At 44.1% G+C, this 20034-nt stretch carries 20 protein-coding genes; 10 read left to right on the top strand and 10 right to left on the bottom strand.

The window, feature by feature from the left end; all coding sequences use genetic code 11:
- Positions 1 to 164 precede the first annotated feature (164 nt).
- Positions 165 to 521 carry a HesB/IscA family protein gene (locus tag J2T19_RS17100; RefSeq protein ID WP_056702365.1) on the top strand — a complete coding sequence of 119 codons (357 nt, stop codon included), beginning with the start codon at positions 165 to 167 and terminating at the stop codon, positions 519 to 521.
- A 110-nt stretch (positions 522 to 631) separates the two neighbouring features.
- On the opposite strand, the gene J2T19_RS17105 is transcribed toward J2T19_RS17100, so the two are convergent.
- The gene (locus J2T19_RS17105) at positions 632 to 949 is read right to left on the bottom strand and encodes a hypothetical protein (protein ID WP_307217799.1); all 318 of its coding nucleotides are present in this window, start codon (positions 947 to 949) and stop codon (positions 632 to 634) included.
- A gap of 255 nt (positions 950 to 1204) precedes the next feature.
- Here J2T19_RS17105 and J2T19_RS17110 point away from each other — a divergent pair, with 255 nt between their 5' ends.
- Positions 1205 to 1846 carry an NAD(P)-dependent oxidoreductase gene (locus tag J2T19_RS17110; protein WP_307217801.1) on the top strand — a complete coding sequence of 214 codons (642 nt, stop codon included), beginning with the start codon at positions 1205 to 1207 and terminating at the stop codon, positions 1844 to 1846.
- Between the two features lie 61 nt (positions 1847 to 1907).
- Here the strand turns inward: J2T19_RS17110 and J2T19_RS17115 are convergent, their stop codons facing one another.
- The gene (locus J2T19_RS17115) at positions 1908 to 2552 is read right to left on the bottom strand and encodes a hypothetical protein (protein ID WP_307217804.1); all 645 of its coding nucleotides are present in this window, start codon (positions 2550 to 2552) and stop codon (positions 1908 to 1910) included.
- 97 nt (positions 2553 to 2649) lie between these two features.
- Between J2T19_RS17115 and J2T19_RS17120 the strand changes: the two genes are divergently transcribed.
- Positions 2650 to 2913 carry a hypothetical protein gene (locus tag J2T19_RS17120; protein ID WP_307217806.1) on the top strand — a complete coding sequence of 88 codons (264 nt, stop codon included), beginning with the start codon at positions 2650 to 2652 and terminating at the stop codon, positions 2911 to 2913.
- Here the strand turns inward: J2T19_RS17120 and J2T19_RS17125 are convergent.
- Positions 2903 to 3883 (bottom strand): glycoside hydrolase family 53 protein, encoded by a 981-nt coding sequence (locus J2T19_RS17125; protein WP_307218075.1) that lies wholly within the window; start codon positions 3881 to 3883, stop codon positions 2903 to 2905. The two genes, J2T19_RS17120 and J2T19_RS17125, sit on opposite strands and share 11 nt — an antisense overlap.
- 500 nt (positions 3884 to 4383) lie before the next feature.
- Entirely contained in the window at positions 4384 to 4611 is a 228-nt protein-coding gene (locus J2T19_RS17130) for a hypothetical protein (protein WP_145049648.1), read from the bottom strand.
- Positions 4612 to 4859: 248 nt separating this feature from the next.
- Between J2T19_RS17130 and ppk1 the strand changes: the two genes are divergently transcribed.
- Positions 4860 to 6941 (top strand): polyphosphate kinase 1, encoded by a 2082-nt coding sequence (gene ppk1 / locus J2T19_RS17135; protein WP_307217810.1) that lies wholly within the window; start codon positions 4860 to 4862, stop codon positions 6939 to 6941.
- On the opposite strand, the gene J2T19_RS17140 is transcribed toward ppk1, so the two are convergent.
- Positions 6901 to 8427, bottom strand: a complete 1527-nt coding sequence (locus tag J2T19_RS17140; RefSeq protein ID WP_307217812.1) for a Ppx/GppA phosphatase family protein — start codon at positions 8425 to 8427, stop codon at positions 6901 to 6903. The two genes, ppk1 and J2T19_RS17140, sit on opposite strands and share 41 nt — an antisense overlap.
- A gap of 77 nt (positions 8428 to 8504) precedes the next feature.
- Positions 8505 to 8759, bottom strand: coding sequence for a hypothetical protein (locus J2T19_RS17145; protein ID WP_307217814.1), 255 nt, complete (start codon positions 8757 to 8759; stop codon positions 8505 to 8507).
- A gap of 237 nt (positions 8760 to 8996) precedes the next feature.
- Between J2T19_RS17145 and J2T19_RS17150 the strand changes: the two genes are divergently transcribed.
- Positions 8997 to 9656 (top strand): YheC/YheD family protein, encoded by a 660-nt coding sequence (locus J2T19_RS17150; protein ID WP_307217816.1) that lies wholly within the window; start codon positions 8997 to 8999, stop codon positions 9654 to 9656.
- A 473-nt stretch (positions 9657 to 10129) separates the two neighbouring features.
- Positions 10130 to 10273 carry a sporulation histidine kinase inhibitor Sda gene (locus tag J2T19_RS17155; protein WP_024632651.1) on the top strand — a complete coding sequence of 48 codons (144 nt, stop codon included), beginning with the start codon at positions 10130 to 10132 and terminating at the stop codon, positions 10271 to 10273.
- Positions 10274 to 10295: 22 nt separating this feature from the next.
- On the opposite strand, the gene J2T19_RS17160 is transcribed toward J2T19_RS17155, so the two are convergent.
- The gene (locus J2T19_RS17160; RefSeq protein ID WP_307217819.1) at positions 10296 to 10547 is read right to left on the bottom strand and encodes a hypothetical protein; all 252 of its coding nucleotides are present in this window, start codon (positions 10545 to 10547) and stop codon (positions 10296 to 10298) included.
- 151 nt (positions 10548 to 10698) lie between these two features.
- Entirely contained in the window at positions 10699 to 11700 is a 1002-nt protein-coding gene (locus J2T19_RS17165) for an NAD(P)/FAD-dependent oxidoreductase (RefSeq protein WP_307217821.1), read from the bottom strand.
- Positions 11701 to 12265: 565 nt separating this feature from the next.
- Between J2T19_RS17165 and J2T19_RS17170 the strand changes: the two genes are divergently transcribed.
- Positions 12266 to 13459, top strand: coding sequence for an NAD(P)/FAD-dependent oxidoreductase (locus J2T19_RS17170; protein WP_307217823.1), 1194 nt, complete (start codon positions 12266 to 12268; stop codon positions 13457 to 13459).
- Entirely contained in the window at positions 13456 to 13704 is a 249-nt protein-coding gene (locus J2T19_RS17175) for a hypothetical protein (protein ID WP_307217825.1), read from the top strand. The genes J2T19_RS17170 and J2T19_RS17175 overlap by 4 nt, the downstream gene beginning before the upstream one ends.
- An 88-nt stretch (positions 13705 to 13792) precedes the next feature.
- On the opposite strand, the gene hemQ is transcribed toward J2T19_RS17175, so the two are convergent.
- Positions 13793 to 14539 (bottom strand): hydrogen peroxide-dependent heme synthase, encoded by a 747-nt coding sequence (gene hemQ, locus J2T19_RS17180; RefSeq protein ID WP_145049660.1) that lies wholly within the window; start codon positions 14537 to 14539, stop codon positions 13793 to 13795.
- 266 nt (positions 14540 to 14805) lie between these two features.
- Between hemQ and J2T19_RS17185 the strand changes: the two genes are divergently transcribed.
- The gene (locus J2T19_RS17185; protein WP_128103429.1) at positions 14806 to 15099 is read left to right on the top strand and encodes a YuiB family protein; all 294 of its coding nucleotides are present in this window, start codon (positions 14806 to 14808) and stop codon (positions 15097 to 15099) included.
- 413 nt (positions 15100 to 15512) lie between these two features.
- A complete protein-coding gene (locus tag J2T19_RS17190; RefSeq protein ID WP_145049662.1) occupies positions 15513 to 17048 on the top strand; it encodes a replication initiation and membrane attachment family protein in 1536 nt (511 codons plus the stop codon).
- Positions 17049 to 17201: 153 nt separating this feature from the next.
- Here J2T19_RS17190 and J2T19_RS17195 read toward each other — a convergent pair whose 3' ends face one another.
- Positions 17202 to 19958 carry an endo-beta-N-acetylglucosaminidase gene (locus tag J2T19_RS17195; RefSeq protein WP_307217831.1) on the bottom strand — a complete coding sequence of 919 codons (2757 nt, stop codon included), beginning with the start codon at positions 19956 to 19958 and terminating at the stop codon, positions 17202 to 17204.
- Positions 19959 to 20034 lie beyond the last annotated feature (76 nt).

Genomic DNA, 20034 nt, shown 5'->3' on the forward strand with positions numbered 1-20034 from the left:
GGAGTTCAGGAGGAACGCGGAAACGGGCAAACTTCACTTGAGGCTCTTGACGGGGTGGAGTATAATTTAGGAAGAGTTAACGTAAAGTTGTTCAAAAAGTTCGCTTGATTACGAAGGATGTCTTTTTGAACATGATTATATATGAAAAAGGAGAGTGACCTGGCATGATTAACATCAGCGAAACGGCTGCTGACCGATTGAAAGAAATGCTTGCACAGCAAGAGACACCTGGCATGTTCCTGCGTCTTGGCGTAGCACCGGGGGGGTGTACCGGATTTTCGTACGCCATGGGCTTTGACGATAAAGAATCCGATGAGGATCTCTATATGGATATTCAGGATATGAAGGTTGTCGTGGAGAAAGAGAACCTGAAATATTTGAATGGTCTCGAAATTGATTTTGAAGAGTCCGGCATGACCGGCGGATTCACCATTCATAACCCGAATGCAGTAGCTACATGTGGCTGTGGATCTTCTTTCCGTACACGTGAAGAAGCGGGTGTACCGGACAAAGATTGTTAAGATTTAGTTTAATCATACCTCTATGGCGCAGTTCAACTGCGCTGTAGAGGTTTTTTTGTATGCAAAAAAACGATGCCCCTTTAAGACATCGGTATACGTACACGATTTTTTTACTCGCCAGAAACAGCATGCTCAAGCTCTTGTATAAAGAGTTCCTCGACAACCGCCTCAATATAATCTTCATTCTCTTCAGCCTCATCCAATATATCTGATGAAAATAGAACGAAGGAAAAGTCTCCAACTGTAATCTCCCAGGTGTGAGGCGAAGTTTCTTCCCTGCGGTCAACCGTTGCTTGAGTACCCGTCTGAATTAATCGCTCAATCAGATGATGGAGGGTGGTATCTATCTTTTGAATAAGTGCTTCAGTGGAAATAGCGGAACGATTCGCCTGTCTTAAGATCATGGCGACTTGATCTTCAAAGCTCATATACCTCAGCTCCTTCTCAACAAGTTACTGCTCGATGTAGGTTAAGTTAATTAGTAATTACAGACACGTATATTCGACATACTAAAGACAATCCCTTCTTCTATATATGGAAAGCAATGTTTCGGGGAAGTGAGAAAAGAACAATATTTTTTTGTTCAAATAATGAAATTTAGGGGATTGACAAGATTAGTTGTAACAACTATAGTTACATTATGAGTTTTTAGAAAACAAAACATAGCTGAAGGAGAGATTATCATGAAAATTGGAATTATCGGTGCAACGGGTAAAGCAGGAAGTGTAATTTTGAAAGAAGCAGTCGACAGAGGGCATGAAGTAACAGCAATCGTTCGTAATGCAGCGAAGGTGGAAGACAAGTCCCTTAACGTTTTGGAAAAAGAAGTTTTTGATCTTACTGCTGAGGATATCAAAGGATTTGACGTTATCGTTAACGCATTCGGTGCAGCTCCAGGACAGGAACATCGCCATGTTGAAGCAGGACAAGCGTTGATCAATATTTTGAAGGATGCGCCTAATACGCGTCTAATCGTTGTAGGTGGTGCAGGAAGTCTGTTCACAGACGAGTCCAAAACATTGCGCGTATTTGAATCACCAGGTTTCCCTGATGCATACAAAGCGACAGCTACAAACCAAGGCCAAAACCTGCTGGATCTGCAAGCATCCACTGGTATTCAATGGACTTTCCTGAGCCCGGCTGGATTCTTCAACCCAGAAGGCGTTCGTACAGGTAAGTATCAAGCAGGTAATGATGTAATTCTTGTTAACAGCGAAGGCAATAGCTATATTAGCTATGCAGACTATGCTATTGCATTGGTAGATGAGATTGAGAATCCGCAACACAAAAACGAACGCTTTACTGTAGTTGGCGAAGCGAAGTAATAGGTGATTTGACAAATAAACGGACGCCAGTCGTGTAAGAATTGGCGTCCGTTTTACTACGTTATGAACTTGGTGCTCTATAGTCCGGATTATGCTGAACATAACCTCTATCTGGCTGATCGATACTTGTGTCACCATCACCATCTCTAAAATAACTTTCTACATGGGTGCCGTCTGCCTTAGTGTACCCCTCGACCTGATGAGGCGTTACGTCGTGTGTATTCGGGTTCTCTATGAGTTCTACCGATTCGGCACTCTCCATACCATCAACACCATCAATCGCGTCGACCAATCCTATAGCTAATGTAGTCACGGCTGCAGCAGCAATCAGATTTTTGGCTCCAATCTTAGCTCTGTCCATGTCCTCGTCTTTTAAGCCTACGACGACATCCTTGCCACCTTTATACACATACTTCGCTGATATAACTACACCTTTTGCTGTATGAGTGACAGCATCTCCGAGATCCGAAAGTCCGGTATCTATGACCGTTTGATCTTTTCGAATGGCACCACTAGCAAGATCGTATGTACCACTGACTAATTGACCAACTGTTTTTCCAGTGTTTATTGTAGCTTTTTCTACACCGTTCCCGATTTCTTTGATATACGAACTACCCGCAATCTCGCCGACAACTCTCACGCTGCCGCCAAGCACTTTGCCAGTTACTTCTCCAGCAAACTGACCCAGTCCTTTTAAAAAACTCATCCATTTTCCCCATCTCTAAAATAAGGTTAACGCATACTTCATTTCTCTTTATTTTATTATACTCACTCTATGTAAATGTAAAAACTATTTTTAATCTGTGATCGACTCAACATGGATTGCAGAAGTAGCCATGAGCAGCAACGTAGTGGAGGGGACGGAATTGATTCTGGAGAAGCGGAGCGGTCGCTTAAAGCTTTCTGCAAGAAAGCTACATCGGAAGCATAAGCTGTCCCCGGATTTCCCCCTTACGAGGGGAATTCAAGAAATCCGGAGACAACCAGCGATCGGAAGAACGATCCGTCCCCGGAACGCCACCATGCAGCTCCAACTCCTACTTCTGCTCCCGTGGCTTAGTCGATAAACCCTTCCATGATTATGGTTGGCACACCATTAGCCTGCCAAGCGCCTTTGCCGTAGCCACTGTTATACCCTGGTGTGGCCTGAGGCTCCCAGTAGAACACACCTTTACCTTTGCCATTCGGCAAATTGCGAATTTGATTTTTCATTGATGCCACAAAACTCTTTCCAATTGCCGGTTGATTGTTATCCATACCGATTTCAGAGATCATGATCTCCTTACCATAACGAGTAATCAGATTTTTGGCATTGTTTATTGTATTGGTTACTGCCGTATTCCATCCGGATGGAGAAGGGTATAGGGACATAGCAATCATGTCAAAATTAGCACCGTTGCTGATCAGACCTCCAATATTCCATACATACAGATTATTGTCGTCCCCATTGGCGAGATGAACCACTGTTTTGGTGCCGTTACTAATGGATTTTACAGCGTTATGACCTGTATTCACAAGCCATGCGTAGTTTTTCATATTGTTGGAGGCTTTGCCATCCTCCCATAACATACCGTTATTCGTTTCATTTCCGATCTGTACCCAGTCAGGAGTCACACCCTTGCTTTGCATCGTAGTCATTACATCGCGTGTATGATTCCAGACAGCGTCCATCAGCTGTTGGAAGGTATAGTTTTTCCACGCAGCCGGTTTGGTCTGTTTGCCCGGGTCTGCCCAAGAATCACTGTAGTGTAACGTCAACATCACGCTCATACCAGCATTTTTGGCACGTTGTGCCAGAGAAGCAGCACGATCCTTATTCATGTAACCGTTACCATAATCGTTCGAAGGATTAACGAATACACGGATGCGGACCGAATTGATCTGATAATCTTTTTTCAAAATATCAATGATGTCTCGCTGAACACCGTTCTTATCTTTCCATTTGTAACCTTGGGCTTCCATACCAGGAACCCAGCTAATATCCGCGCCTTTGGCAAAACTAGGTGCCGCGCTAACTTGTTGACCAGCAGGCAGCATAATAGAGGTGAATAACAGCACAAAAGCCAAAGCGATGGATGTTTTGAAACCCCTTACAAATCTAAACATTACAAAATCCCTCCTTGTATTGGGTATCTAAGATACGTCCTAATTATAGTGGGGGTGGATTGTTAAACTATAGGGTTTATTTCCAATATTTTGGTTGTTTTCTCAACTTCTCTACGAAAAAAAGGCAAACAAAAAGCCGTCCGAAGACGGCTTTTCTACCCGTGGCGCTTTTTGAAACATTGATCCGTATCCCGCGCCTCCAACTAGGCTCTTTTATTTTGAGCTAGTGGATCGGGTAAGGGACACGTTCAACATGTGATTAGAAATGTTGACGCACCTCCTTTCCTTGTGGCAAGAGTATACAACACTTTGTTTCGGAAAGCTAGTCTTTTTATCATCTTTTTTTAGGAAATATTCCAAATATCTGCTATGTTTCACATAGTGTCTAATGACACCAATGGCAATCTAATGGTGACCCATTTAACGAAGTATTATTTCTCCGTTTGGAACATCGTAATATCGCGCGCATAATGACTCTTTGTACCATTATCATTGCGAATACGTACACTCTCTTCACTAATGCGTTCGACGATTCCCCGACCAACCTCACAGTATACACCTGCTGGATCCTCTTGCCATGCTGTTACGACACATTGGGAGAGGGCAGCAGTGAAAAATTCTATATTTTTTTGTAACGTTCTTGGTTTGTTCGATTTCATTATATACTCCTTTAAGATATGCTTATTTGTAAGAGGACAATTGCCGACCTATTTCACACTGTACATCACTTTACTCTGTCTGCTGATCTTTGTAAAGGGATGGAAAAAGTTCGGTTAATCAGGTATCATTTACATAAATTTTACACTGCATTTACATTGCGCTGACGCTTATATCCAATCACGGATAGTACAATTAGTGAAGAACATCTAACCAAGGATTGATATGCAACATATTCGGAGGGGCATTCATGCATAGAGATATCAAAACAGGCAACTATGTTAACCGTGATTTAAGTTGGGTCGAATTCAATCGACGTGTACTTCAAGAGGCTCAGGATCAGACAACTCCGTTATTGGAGCGTTTAAGATTTCTCGGTATTGTCGCTAGCAATCTGGACGAGTTCATGAGTGTAAGGGTAGCAGAGACCAAAGAAAAGATCAAAGCTGGATTTACGCAAAAAGATTTCTCGGGGTATACCCCTTCTGGTTTATATCGAAGATTGATTAAACGAACAGGAGCTATGGTTACTGAGCAGTATAAAACGTATCGGGAGCTCATTCGTCTCCTCGCCAAAAAAGGCGTCGTTTTACAAGAGTATATTGATCTGAATGCGACGCAGCAGCGTGCAATGGATCAGTATTATCACGAGATCATTTTTCCTGTATTAACCCCAATGGCGATTGACCAGAGTCGTCCGTTTCCATTGGTACACAATAAATCGGTATATCTGTCCGTGATGTTGCAGAAGGAAGGAGAACAAGAGGACGAACCGTTCTTGGCGATTGTTCAGGTGCCTTCTAATTTACCACGGGTAGTGCCTATTCCACTTCGAGCCAATAGTAAAAAGAAAACGTTCATTCTGATTGAAGATCTAATCAAGCATCATATTCATACGCTCTTCAGTGGATATGTACCGCTTGCTGTACAAGAGTTCCGAGTGACTCGTAATGCGGATTTATCCATTAATGAAGAAGAGGCTGAAGATTTACTTGAAGCGATTGAGAAAGAACTGCGTCGTAGACGCCGGGGAGCGCCAGTGCGACTGGAAGTCTGCAAGGATTTTAGACAAGATGCTCTCGACGAGCTGCAGGAAGAATTCGAGATCCAAGATCCGGTTTACGAGATTGATGGACCGCTAGACCTAAGTTTCCTGGCAGGATTTGTGGATAGTTTGGAAGGATTCACCCATCTGAAGTATAGCCCTGTCAAACCGGTGTATCCGCCAGAGTTTCTTCCGCGTGAAAGCCATTTTGAATTATTGCGCAGACGGGATGTGCTTGTTCATCATCCTTATGAATCGTTTGAGCCTGTTACCGATTTTATACTGGAGGCTTCAGAAGATCCCAAAGTAATGGCGATCAAAATGACGTTATATCGGGTTAACGGTGATTCGCGCTTAATACCAGCGCTAGCTTTAGCGGCAGAGAGTGGGAAGCAGGTTACGGTCGTGGTAGAGCTGAAGGCTCGCTTCGATGAAGAGCGTAACATTGCTTGGGCTCGTAAGCTGGAGAAAGCTGGATGCCATGTGGTCTATGGACTAGTTGGTTTGAAGACCCATGCCAAAATTATTCTTGTGGTGCGAAGGGAACAACATGGCGTGCGGCGTTATGTTCACGTTGGAACAGGTAACTATAACGAGAGTACCGCCAAAGTATATACAGACGTAGGGTTATTCACATCTAATCCGGTCATCGGTGAGGATGCGTCAGGACTATTTAATGAAATTACCGGATATTCTGGACCTAAAGCATTACAAGCATTTAGAGTGGCGCCAGACGGCATGAAGGATGAGCTCTTTGCGCTGATTCGCCGAGAAACAGAACATGCTCAGCAAGGGCGTAAGGCTCGGATTATTGCCAAAATCAACTCGCTTTCTCACCAGGATATGATTGATGAGTTGTATATCGCATCTCAAGCGGGTGTGCAGATTGACCTCATAGTGCGTGGCGTATGTTGTTTGCGTCCTGGAGTAGAGGGATTGAGTGAGAATATTCGCGTGATCAGTATTGTAGACCGTTTCCTGGAGCACTCAAGGTTGTTCTATTTTGAGAACGGCGGCAACCCGGATGTATTTCTCTCCAGTGCGGATTGGATGACACGGAATCTGCAACGTAGAATTGAATTGATGTGTCCGGTGTTTGATCCTGAATTGAAGCGAATGCTGGTCGACATTCTGAACTTATCTCTTAATGATAACGTTAAGGCAAGAGAGCTTATGCCTGGCGGCAACTACGTATTTGTAAAAAACGAAAAACCCCCGCTGAGAAGTCAGACGGAGGCAATGGGTATTATTCCTTGGAAGCCTGCTGAATGGAGTATACTGACGTAACTCCCCAAGCCTCTTCCAGATCTTTGAGGGCGTCTTCTAGACCGCTGAGTTCCATTAACGGCTCTGCTGCACAGATGAAATGCATCTGCAGCGAGCCGTTTTTCGTCGTGGCCGTAACAGCAGAGATACTCTCTGAGCGATTAATGGCTTCCGATACACGTAAAATCGAGCCAAGTCGATGGGCATGACGCTCATCTGAATCATTGAGAATGTCTTTATGCTTATTCAGCAATTGGGGTGTTCTTTTTTTGGGATGGTAATCAGCTGCAATTGCAGTCAGCACCGTCTCTCGGTGAGAAAGTCCGTAAATCCCTGCATTCATAATCCAGTAGGAGGAGTGCTGGGTATACCGGAAATAATTGATCTGCTTACCTGCGCCATGCAGCATGGCGGCCGTATATAGAATCCGTGCATCCGCTGGTTCAGGAGCTTCACCCTTTAAGGCACGGTATAGAACAACCGCATCCTGATGCACGCGTGTCAGATGCTTCTCAGGAACCGGTGGGCCAAAATGGATGAAGTTACGAACGCTGATTTCCAGTGCATTGGGTGCCTCTGGACATAGCGGTGACATCAAATCTCGAAGGATTCCATCACGCAAGCCTGCTCCACTAACCACATAATGATCCCCTTGGATCATATCGAAGACCGTACGTAGAATAAGAATGCCTGGAACGATGATATCTGCTCGATCCTTGGCTAGACCCGGTACTTTTTTGCGCTGTGCTGAAGTGAGATAAGGCAGAGATTTGCACATGTTATCCATAGAAGTTGCGCTAATTTCGTAGTGATGGCTTACAGGTAAGGAATACTGCGTTCGCTTTTGCTCAATTTTGGCCAAGGTACGCATGGTGCCACCAAGACCAATTAAGGGAAGTCCAGGATGCTGTCTTACCCAATCATGTTTGCTTAGTGCCTCAGTCACTTGATTACATAGTGCCTCAATATGATCGTTTGACCAAGTATCCTCGCCACCATAGCGTGCATAGGAGTTTACAGCACCGATGGGAAGGGAGATGCTATGTAGTCGTTTTCTGTCTCGAAATACCGTAATCTCTGTACTGCCGCCGCCAATATCCACGACATAACCATCTGCCAGATCAATGGACTGAATAACCCCAAGGAATCCATAATAAGCCTCTTGATCCCCGGATACACATTCAACTTCAAGTCCTGTTTCCTGTTCGATCCAACCGATAATCTCTTGAGCATTCGTAGCATTACGAATAGCTGCGGTAGCCGCGGCGCGGATACGTTTGGTTTGGAAAGCTTCACATTTGGCCTTGAATTGCTTCAAGACAGTAATAGCCTTGTCCAATGAAGGACGATGAATCTGTCCGTTTGCTTCAACTGCATTGCTCAGGCGAGCAGCATATTTATCTTCATGGATATTCCGGTATGCTCCATCTTGATCTAGTTCGTAGATGACGAGACGGATCGAGTTCGAGCCAATATCGATAATGCCAAGCGTTTCGTTTTCTTTCATATGCATCTCCTTCTATCAGTTTGTGTTCAAAAAGGTTGGTTTCTAGACTTTTTGAACAACCTCTATTTAGAGGTGATCTACCCGTAATGAAGCAGTGCAGCCAAAGCTTCCGGTGAGCCTGGAGGCGTGGCGGAGAAGGGCGTAGTTAGCATGACAACAATGATGAAGACGATAAAACAAGCAAATAGAATACAGCTTAGGGCAAAGCCGCGGTTACGTTTCTTCATAAACAGTCGAATGCCTGTTACAAACAGCAGTATAGTTACAGCTACCAGAACGATTGACATTGCAACATAGGCTACGCCATATAGTGATTTGAAAAATGACTCCATTTTCTTCTGAACGCTCCTTAGACCCTCATATTTAAGCCTTGCTAAACCATTCTTTAGTAGCATACGACAGATTGAAGCGTTTGAAAAGCAACCCGGGCGTCTGTTCGTTTCCTTGAACAAGCCTTTAGACTTTTTCACTACAAAAGGGGCCTTAGCCTTGGACAGACATCCAAGAAAACAGATCTCCTGTTGAGTATGTATAAAGAAGAACCATGGCACAGGAAAGGAGATCAGCAGATGTCGAGACAACTTGCGAGCAAGTGGCTAAAGACAGCAGCCCTATTGAAATACCCAGTAGCAGCCGTTCATATTCCACAGACGATGGCGTTCAATGCAAGAAATCTACAACTTATGCTTGGCCGTTATGGCATGGTATATATTAAACCGATTGTGGGTGGAGGAGGTTACGGTGTAATCAGAGTATCCACAAGCGGAGGAAGTTATCGTTATACCCATATGAAAGTAACAAGATCATTTACCAATTACGGTCAGATGTATCGTTCTCTAATGCGAGTAAAAGCCAAACGCAGATACTTGATTCAACAAGGAATCCACTTAGCTACGATTCAAGGTAGACCTGTAGATTACAGGGTGAAAGTAGTTAAGACCGAAAGAGGTTGGGTTTTCCGAGCAGTAGTGGGACGTTTGGCGCGTCCAGGGCTGTGCGTAACCAATCTAAGCAAGGGAGGAACCATGCTGTCTGGCAGAAGAGCACTACAGCTGTCACTTCCTCATATCTCGAGCAGACATAAACGTCGTGAAATGCGTGCTCTAACCCTCACCTGTACACGCATCATGGAAGTTCAATTTCCAGGGGTAGGACAGCTTGGGTTTGATTATGGTCTAGATCACAGCGGAAAGATATGGATTCTTGAAGTGAATACCAGACCCCAGTGAATTGTGAAAAAGACTAAATAAATCCAAATGTGAATCCGATAATATTTAATAGATGAATCAATTTCATAATACCTTTGGTTGCTTAAATCAAGGCCAGATATAGATCAAACGGTTTAATTTGTCTATATCTGGTTACATAAAACTCGTTTTAATGAGTTATGAAATTGATTCAGATGAAAATGCGAGAAAACGTTTGAAATGACATTACTTGGGGTAAAATACTCGCAAATACTCCTGAAACTATGAATTATTTCCAAAAAAAATCGATGTTAAACGTTCTGGTAGAAACGGACAAATCCTGTGCATAAATACTGTCCACATTATCCACGTTGTTTAATCAACATTTTTACCATTTATCAACAAACTATGCACAGGATTTCCACAAAACCTTGTGGATAACAGAACGCTTGTTCTCTATATGAATCTCTGATATGATAGTTTTGAGGAAAATAAAGGAAAGGTTGTGGCGGGAAATGGCTATGTTATCCGATGAGATGTTGTTGGATTCCTACCATAAGGCGATTGAACTAGATCTCGAGAGAGATTTCATCGCGCTGCTTTTGGCAGAAATTCATAAGCGCAAACTGGGTACTGACGTATCTGCCATTCTTCACTAGAGATCCTCATTGCAGGCAATGTTTACAGGTTTCCGGACATGTCCCACATTGCAACAGGCTGTAAAGTGCCTGTTTGACAGTGGTGACAGTACATGAGATGAATGCAACTGCTTCCTTCTTCATCTGAAGTGCTGGAAGTAATTGAAGTCGCATAAGGACTATATGGTCCGGTGTAGTCGTCCAATTTGCCGCATTCTGATAGTCCCTGAAGGCAGTGGGGACAAGCCTGCTCCGGTACAACCAGACCGTTACACAGCGGGCATATATAAGACAAGGGTATCCCTCCTGAATATGTAGTGTTCAGGAGTAAGATACCCTTTTTTGTAGCTTTTATGTTATTCAAAAAGTTTGCAATTACCCTTTTGCTTCTCAGTAAGGATAACGATCCTTTTCGAACTTGATCTATTTGGTCTGTCCGAACGGAATTAGCGTTTCATGTTACTGCTGTGTCCTGGGGACAATTTAGCATCTGGATCGAAGTATACCTTGGCGTTGTTGACTGCTGTTGGTGCTTCGCCAAATCCTACGGCAATCAGTTTAAGCTTACCAGGGTACGTTGTGATGTCGCCGGCTGCGAAGATACCTGGGATGGATGTTTCCATCCGTGAGTCAACAACGATGGAGTTGCTGTCAATCTCAATACCCCATTCTGCGATTGGACCGAGGGAAGATACAAATCCGAAATTAACGATAACATCGTCTACTTCGATTTCTTGAGTTTCCTTCGTTTTGACATGAGCAAGCGTAACTTTAGTGATCGTTTCATCCCCATGAAGCTCAGTGATCTCGGTAGGTGTTATCACATTAACCTTAGAGTTCATGAGGTTCTCTACACTGTGCTCGTGTGCACGGAATTTATCACGACGATGGATCAGAGTTACTTGCTCTGCAATAGGCTCAAGCATAAGTGCCCAGTCTACAGCGGAGTCTCCACCACCACTGATGAGTACTTTTTTGCCAGCAAAGGCGTTCAGATCGCTGATGAAGTAGTGCAGGTTCGTTTTTTCGAACTTCGCAGCACCTTCAAGCTCTAGACGACGTGGTTCAAATGCACCTACACCTGCTGTAATGATAACAGCTTTGGCATGATATTCATTCTCATCGGTCTTTACGATGAAATGCTGTTCTTCTTTTTTCTCCACGGATACCACTTTTTCTTCAAGGCGGATATTTGGATTGAAATGACTCATTTGCTCAATCAGGTTGTTTACGAGTTCTTGAGCAGTGACTTTTGGGAATCCAGCTACATCATAGATGTACTTTTCCGGATACAAAGCTGCAAGTTGTCCACCCAGCTGGGGCATACTTTCAACCAGAGTAACGGAAGCTTGACGCATTCCACCATAAAATGCGGCGAATAGTCCCGCAGGGCCGCCACCAATAATAAGTAAATCAGTCATTTCATGACCGTTAGTTTGTGCAGTCAACAATCAACAACACCTTTCGTATTTTAATAGGTAGTTAGCAGGAAGAAATATGCACGATACATATTGGAACCAGCGTAGGTACCGAACTGTCTTTCCTATTATAAACGGTGTATTCTGGGTTGCAAAGTTAGCTGCATCACTAATCTGAGAAGAAATGATGAAGATCACATGAGAATAGGGTGAAATTGGAAATGAAAGGTTATGAAAAATAACAAAAAAACCCTTGATCTTTACCAGAAATACAGATATCCTTGACCTGTACTATGTGTTTTTTTGTCTAATATAAATCTTCTTTTTTTGTGGGTTGAAGAATAAGTACAACATGTTGAATCTTGTGTATAATTTCACAATTTTGTGGACTTCATGAGTGGTTATTCCATTTAAAATACAATTTTCGCATGACAATATAAATGTTGTAGAATGCTGGAGTAAAAATTCAAATAAATTCGCGAAGTTAACATTTGTCGTCATAATGGATAAGACCTCATCCATATTTTTAATTAAATGCATGTTGTAATGATCCACACGAATGGCTGATGCGAGCGAAACCGGAAGGGGTAAAGACATGAGCAGTATTCCCAAAATCGTCATCCTTGGCGCGGGTTATGGCGGAATCCTGACAGCCCAAAGGCTTCAGAAAGAATTAAATTATAACGAGGCCGACGTCACATTAGTGAATCGGCATGATTATCACTATATAACTACACATCTACATATGCCGGCAGCCGGTACAGATACAATTGAACACGCAAGGGTTTCCATTTCGAAGCTGATCGATGAATTCAAAATTGATTTGGTCAAATCGAACGTGAAAGAAATTCGTTTGCAGGATCGCAAAATCATTTTAGAAGACGGTACATTATCCTATGATTACCTTATTATTGGTCTAGGCGGTGAACCGGAGACGTTTGGCATTCCAGGTATGCTGGATCATGCAATGACTATTCGCAGCATTAACTCGGTCAGATTGATCCGTGAGCATATTGAATATCAATTTGCCATGTACAAAAATGACAACAAACGTAATCGAATCAATTTCGTTGTAGGTGGGGCAGGCTTCAGTGGTGTCGAATTCGTAGCTGAGCTTGCGGATCGTATCCCTAAGTTGTGCAAAGAATTCGACGTGAATCCCAAGAATGTGCACATTTATAATGTGGAAGCAGCGCCTTCGGCTCTTCCGGGCTTCGACCCGGAACTTGTCGAACATGCAATGAACGTACTGAAGAAAAAAGGAGTTACCTTCAAGATCGGTGTTCCGATCAAACAGTGTCTACCTGACGGAGTTATTGTCGGCGAAGGGGAAAAGATCGATGCTGCTACCGTCGTTTGGACGGGTGGTATTCGAGGGAATGCATTGTTGGAGCAGGCAGGTCTTGAAGTTATGCGTGGACGGGTGAAGGTGGATGAATATCTGCGTGCACCGGGTCATGAGGATGTCTATGTGATAGGAGACAACTCGCTGGTATTCAACAAGGAAGGGCGTCCTTATCCTCCGACAGCTCAGATAGCAATGCAGCAGGGAGTGAACTGTGCGATTAATGTCGTTGCAGCCATTCGCAAAAAAGAGCGGCAGCCTTTTGTATTTACGAGCAAAGGTACGGTGGCATCGCTAGGAAAAGGTGAAGCAATCGCAGTTGTGGGCGGAAAGAAATATAAAGGCTGGAAGGCAGCACAGCTGAAGAAGCTGGTCGATCTCCGGTATTTGTTTATTATTGGTGGCATTCCCCTGGTTCTGAAGAAAGGGCGGTTCTTTGGATGAGACATTGCAGTGTTCAAGTTCGAGGGTTATTAACACGGGATGAGCTGGACCGGTATAACGCCTTAATGCAGGTTGGGGGTTATCTGGAGGATCAGAATCAGTATGATCTGGCCTATATCGTGCAAAAAGAAGTAGATATTCTTATATTGCCTGCAATCGAGCGCCTGAAGGAGAAAGGCCGTGATCGTGATCGTGCAACGGCTGAGTTTCTGGAGTCATTGAAAGCGGTTGATGAAGAGGATTGAATAGTATAGCCTACAACCGATACGAGTATGAAATAAAAGCACCGCGTTCCATTCTGATTACGGATGGCTGCGCGGTGCTTTGTGTTTTTTACAGTTTCAACATCTCTTCCAGTGAAGACTCATTCAGCAGACTACCAACATAGAAGGAGCCGAATTCACCATAACGCGCACTTACTTCATCAAAACGCATCTCGTATACGAGTTTCTTGAATTGCAATGCATCGTCGGCAAACAGGGTAACGCCCCATTCCCAATCGTCGAACCCTACGGAACCGGTAATAATTTGTTTCACTTTGCCCGCATAGCTGCGACCAATCATGCCATGACTGCGCATCATCGTACGGCGCTCATCCATGGACAGCATATACCAGTTATCATTCAACTCGCGTTTTTTGTTCATTGGATAGAAGCAGATATATTGGCGTTGTGGCAGGACAGGTTTCAGGCGAGCGATGATTTCTGGGTTCTGCATTGGATCTTCGCCTTCCTTGCCAAGGTAGTTACTAAGCTCAACTACGCTGACATAGGAATAAGATTTGGTCGTATATTGAGCGAACATCGTTTTGTTGAACGCATTCTCAACGGCTTTCAGGTCTTCCAACGTCTCACGCAGGTGCATCATAACCAGGTCAGCTTTTTGTCCAACAACGGTATACACGACGGTACTTCCTTTGGATGAATCTTCGACTTCTTTCCATTCTTTCCAGAACTCTTGAAGCTCGTCCAGTGCGACAGCGCGTTCCTCGTCGTCGGCTGCTTTCCAGGCGGCCCAATTAATAGATCTGAAATCATGCAGGGCATACCAGCCCTCTAGAGTTGATGCTGCTTCGTTCATAGGTATTGTTCCTCCTGCAAAATATATTTCCAAATCCCTATAAGAGGTTGCTCAAAAGTCTGCTTTGAACACGCATAATAAGGGATGGTTGAGTTCTTAATCGTTTACATTGTATCCCAACAGGAAGCAGAAGGGCAAATGAACAGAGCGTGAAGATAGGAAAATTTGTCCAGAAAGTTCGTTGCTTCGCCACATTTTTTACGGTAAACTAACTACGAGTTAGACAGTAACACGAGTCGGTCGAAAGATGAGGTGAACGTCACCCGATGCAGTTTATACCTGTGCTGGTATTAATGGTATTATTTTTCGTAATGATGTTCGGGATCGGTTTCATTCTGAATATGTTGATGAAGACAACCTGGTTTCCCTCATACTTGTTTGTGATCGTCATTCTGCCTGTGGTCGTGTATTCGTTATGGGATCAAACTGTGCCGCTTACGTCACATCTAGGATCATTTCAGATCGTAGATTATCTTACAGGTGTGGCTGGACTTGCTGGAGCAGTCATCAGCGGTTGGACCATACGTAAACTCCGTCTAGGCGGGTACAAAATGTTCTAAGAGATGTTGTTCTAAGAGAACGATCAGGAAGCGTTGAATACGGATGTAGATGAAAAGCTCTGACCTTTGTCGTAACCGCTTACGTGGTCGAAAGGTGGGGCTTTTTGACTTGGCTAAAAAATGGAATAGCGAATGGCCACTACTCCATATACATGGAAGAGCATGTTCTCAAGATGTTCACTTGTATTGTCACCATTTGATTTTTATATTATTCTAGCAACTCTACGAAAACGTGAATGATGTCGACGTAGGACGAAACGGAGCGAGAATGGGTTCGTTTTTTACCTGTTTTTGAACATTTGATCATTCTATATTTGTGATAGAATAGATAAACACACTTTTGGAGTTGTTCGAAAGATCCGCTTCTGAACACATATTTTTAACATGACTTTTGGGGAGAAGGAGATCAAGCCATGCGCATGAAGAATCTGCTGCATTATACTGAACATCATCGATACTGCGTATACAGGGAGTTTGGACTTAGTGCCCTGGATGACCGTATGCTTACCGGAGCGTACCAGCCTATGGTAGGTGCCTTTGCGGTTGGCTTGTATCGACTGTTATTTCAGCATCTTCCCGGTGAACAGGTTGGCTATTCCCCCCTTGAACAACAACGAAGATTGTTCATGACGCTCGGGCTTGAGCCCAGTGAGAAGGGGCGTAAATATTTGATCGAACAAGCTTCCAAATTGGAGGCAGTAGGTCTGCTTCAGACCTCGCGTTTATATATTCCGGAAAATGATGATTACATTTATGAATATGAGCTACAGCCACCACTATCGCCCTCGGAATTTTTCCGTACACAGCATTTGACACTGCTGCTTCGTGACAAAATTGGCAAGTTTGCCGTGCTTTCCCTACGTTCTGGATTCTCGGCAGTAGAGAATGGCGATGCGCCTTATCCGGCAGCAAATAAAGAAAATATTTCCGTACCTTTTTACGATATATTTGAACTCAATACTCATGTCATTGATTATGAGCTGGAGCAAGCCTTGTCCGAAGTATCTACTTCGGCTCAGCGTAGCGGGACAACCCTTGCTGCAGAAGAGAACAGCTTGAATTATGCCGACATTATTTTACGTTTCCCACGCGAATCTGTGAATCGACGTCATGTGGAGAAACTGAGATTCGATCATGAACAGCTGGGCATCGTGAATTATGTTGTGAACAAGTTTAATCTCAGTGTGCAGGATGTATGCCGTTTATTGGATGAAGATGATATCTTCAGTCCACAGGGACAACTACTTCTAGATGATCTTCAACATAAGGCGAGCTTGCAGTTTAGACAGACGAAGAAACGTCAGGAACAGCAGACCGTGCAGGCAGCGAAGGTCGTTGCACTTCGCCAGCATATGGATGAGCCAGAACAGCAGAATGATTCGGAGGAACCACCTGTAGAGCACGTGGTGCAGATGGAGTATTACGTTGAAGTCCCTCCACAATTCGCAACCAAATGTGATATTCACCAATATAATATGATGTTGCGCAACGAACCATATACTCGCCTGCTTCAGACGTTCTTTCCTGGAGCCGTGCCGGATAATCTAGTGGATATCTTCGAGAAAATTGATCTAAGCTACAAGTTGCCAGGAGAAGTCATTAATGTACTGATTCATTACTTGATGCAGCTGCTTGTCTCTGGTGGTGAGCAACGGATCAATCGTAATTTTGTTGAGGCCATCGCGTCCAACATGCTGCTGAAGCAAGTCAATTCGTACGAGAAGGCGGTTCAGTATATTCGCGATCAGTCGAAGGTGAAAGGCAAGCAGGCTGCTGGTGCAGCTGGAACCCGTACCCGTACATACGGCAAAGGAGCCAAAGCCAAGCCGGAAATCCCAATTGTGCAAGATATGACAGCCGACGGCGATGCCGTGTCTGAGGAAGAGTTTGAAGAGATGATGAGGTTCGCTCAGCAGATGCAGGCGAATAAACAAAAAGGCACTTCATAACAGGATAATATAAAGGCAGATTCCTCGTGAGAGGAACCGCCTAATATAAGAGCACAACATACAGCCCTTCAACTTCCTGATCGAAGTGAAGGGCTGTATGTTTTCTCTCGCTATAGGGTGCTCGAACGATGTCTCAGACAATCTCTTATCATGCTATCTCAGAATCGTTGTCGCCTGATTGCCTGCGTAATCTTCAATAACCAGCTTCAATGAGCTACTACTGGATGAAGGTGTGAAGGTCAGTTCACTGAGCTTCGTTCTGCCCCGAATGATATACGGGAACTTCTGTGTAACATAAGTGACTCCGAATTCACGTGCTACCCCATTATCATACACATAGATTTTGTACCAGTCCTCCAGATCAGGCAGGGCAAGTGTGTATTTGCCTTCTTTTACCGTAACCTTATCTTTGGGGTATGGGGTAACCTGGAGATCCGCCAGTTTACCAGTATAGGTTACCGGAGCATGATCGCCAACGGCGATATTTAATACGTAATGTTCCCCATTGGTTGGAAGTTCTGTCAGTTTGGCAGATGGTTTGCTATTTTTAACTTGGAGTGTCTTAGTAAAAGGTTCATTGGTATATTCCGTTTCCAGTGTAAGCTGGATGGAATCATTACCTTTAGATTTCTTAGGTTTCTTCCAGCTAACGATAGCATCACCGTTCGACTGGAACTTCACGTCAATATCTTGAACTGCAGTATTCAAATTATAAGGTAGAACGGCTGCTTCACTCTCGGTACCGTCTGCCCCTACAGCTCGTATGGATAGTTCACCAGACCGCTGTTTAAGTGATTTAATGTAAAACGTGGAATCATAAACACCACCGACAAAAGCACCATTTTCATATATATTGTATTGTTTGACCTCTGAATAATCCTTCATGTCCCATGCGACGACCAGTTCATCGGTATTGGTTAGCGCTTTGGTAATATGGAATCCAGTGGGAGCGTCGGGTACAATCGCTGAACCGTCAGTTATCCGGATCTGACCAATGTTCATCTGATAATTTTCAATGGTTGTATGGTTCGGATCAAAGGAAAGTCCAAAAGCAGCAATCGTCTTACCTTGGTATGCATTTAAATCCAGTGAAACAGTCTCCCAGCCTGCGGTACGTCTCCCCGAATTAGGGACATTAACGTAGACTACGTTCTCGGGTGCGTCTTGGAAGATGAGTCCTACGCGTAGAGAGGAAGCATCATCAGTAGACGGCTTGTTATATGTCAGATCCAGTTTTGATTGCGCGTTGACGGACAGATCAGTCTTATACAGACGAAGGAAGTTGTCTGCGCTGAGTGTACCGTTTACCACAAGAGAGCTGCCACCTTTGAATGCGCCAATGGCGTCATAGTGATATCGAGCGCCTTTTTCATAGGTTGGGCCATAGTCGAAATCTACACTGAGTTTGCTGCCCTGGCTTTCCATCCACCATTGCCAGGTGACAGGAATATCTTGAATGTTTATGTTGGACCATTCTTTATCATTGGATACGGCACCATTCAGATAATACTGTAGGCCGTGCCCAGTATTGAAGTTGGTTGCAAAGTTGGAGCCGTCGATGACGGAGCGCTCTGTAAGGTATGCAGCAATACCATCCCAGTTGGCACCAGATGCATATACATCGGATAGGTTAGCTGTAGCGTTGCGCCGTGCATTCGTAGGATCCAGATTCGGACCAGACCACCAAGCACGGTCACGAACAAAGGTCATCCATTGGTACTCATCCTCTGCCCGGTGATTGGTGCTACCGTCGCCCATCTCTTCATCTAGAGCATTATGGGTGAAGTCCGCACCTAAGGTTGCAATGCTGTTCATCGGTTGGCCGTTCTCATCCAAGTTGTTACGTAAATCATAGGATTGCTTCCAGCGTCCAAACTTGTCATGCCCACCTTCAACACCAGCGAATACCGTTTCTAGTGGATCAAGTCCTAGACTGATGGCATGATCTCGTGAATCACGAAGCATATTGTGGTTCCACACATAATTCAAAAAGATGGAATCAGAGACTCTACCTAGAATCGAATCTTGGACAAAGGGACTATTGAGTCCATTAAACTCGTTCTGATATTGAATTTTGCCGGTTGTATTAATAGTAGAATCATACCACTGCACATATAACCCTTGATCTCTTAGATACTTCATGAATTTTTTGTACGATGGGATATCCTCTGGAGCTACACCACGGGCAACCTCCTCCTGATTGAAGAAATATCCGTCATAGTTGTAGTATTCCGCCATCTCGGCTAACTTCTCAGCTACAGGGAAGTTACCGTTTTCGTCTTGGATCAGCATTTGTTTATAAGTCTGCGGGCCGCGGTCATTATCGGAGAAAAAGATGTTGGCAATGGACTTCACCCCATTCTTGTGAGCTGCGTTGGTATAAGCTGGGTTGGGAATGTTCAGAATGCCAAACTCAAAATACTTTTCCGTCCATTCCTTGCTTGGGTCGTACAACTCTTCAGGAACTCCAGCGGACGCCATGCCGTGCCAGTAGCTGTAGTAGTCCGTATATTGCCAATAATTAAAGAGGTATTGACTGAATTCGTTGGTATATGGCGTGCTATCAAAGAAGGCATTACCATAATCACCACTCATCGTGAATAGTTGGGTGTTTGGACTAAGATCGGGATAAGCTTGCGTGGCAGCAAATGCCTCATTACGCGGTTGCAAGGGAACATGGGCACGAAGTAGTTCTCCATAGATATCACTTTCGGGTGTCCAGTTCAGAATCTGAGCAGCGGTATACCCATGCTGATAGGGCTGATTAACCCCTTTGGCACTTTCGCCAGTATAAGGGAGCGTGTCTCCTGCATACACAGATGAGGCCAGAACCTGTCCTAGCAGAGCGGTTGTGAGCACCATGGACGTTACTTTGGGCATGAAGCCTTTCGGTTTGGTTTTACTTGTCATACTGTTCCTCCTTCAAGTGGGATGAATGTAAGGTTTTCTTTTACAGAAAGCTAAACTTATGGTTAACGATAGTGCA

It is taken from the genome of Paenibacillus tundrae (assembly GCF_030812775.1).
In the GTDB taxonomy this organism is placed as follows: domain Bacteria; phylum Bacillota; class Bacilli; order Paenibacillales; family Paenibacillaceae; genus Paenibacillus; species Paenibacillus tundrae_A.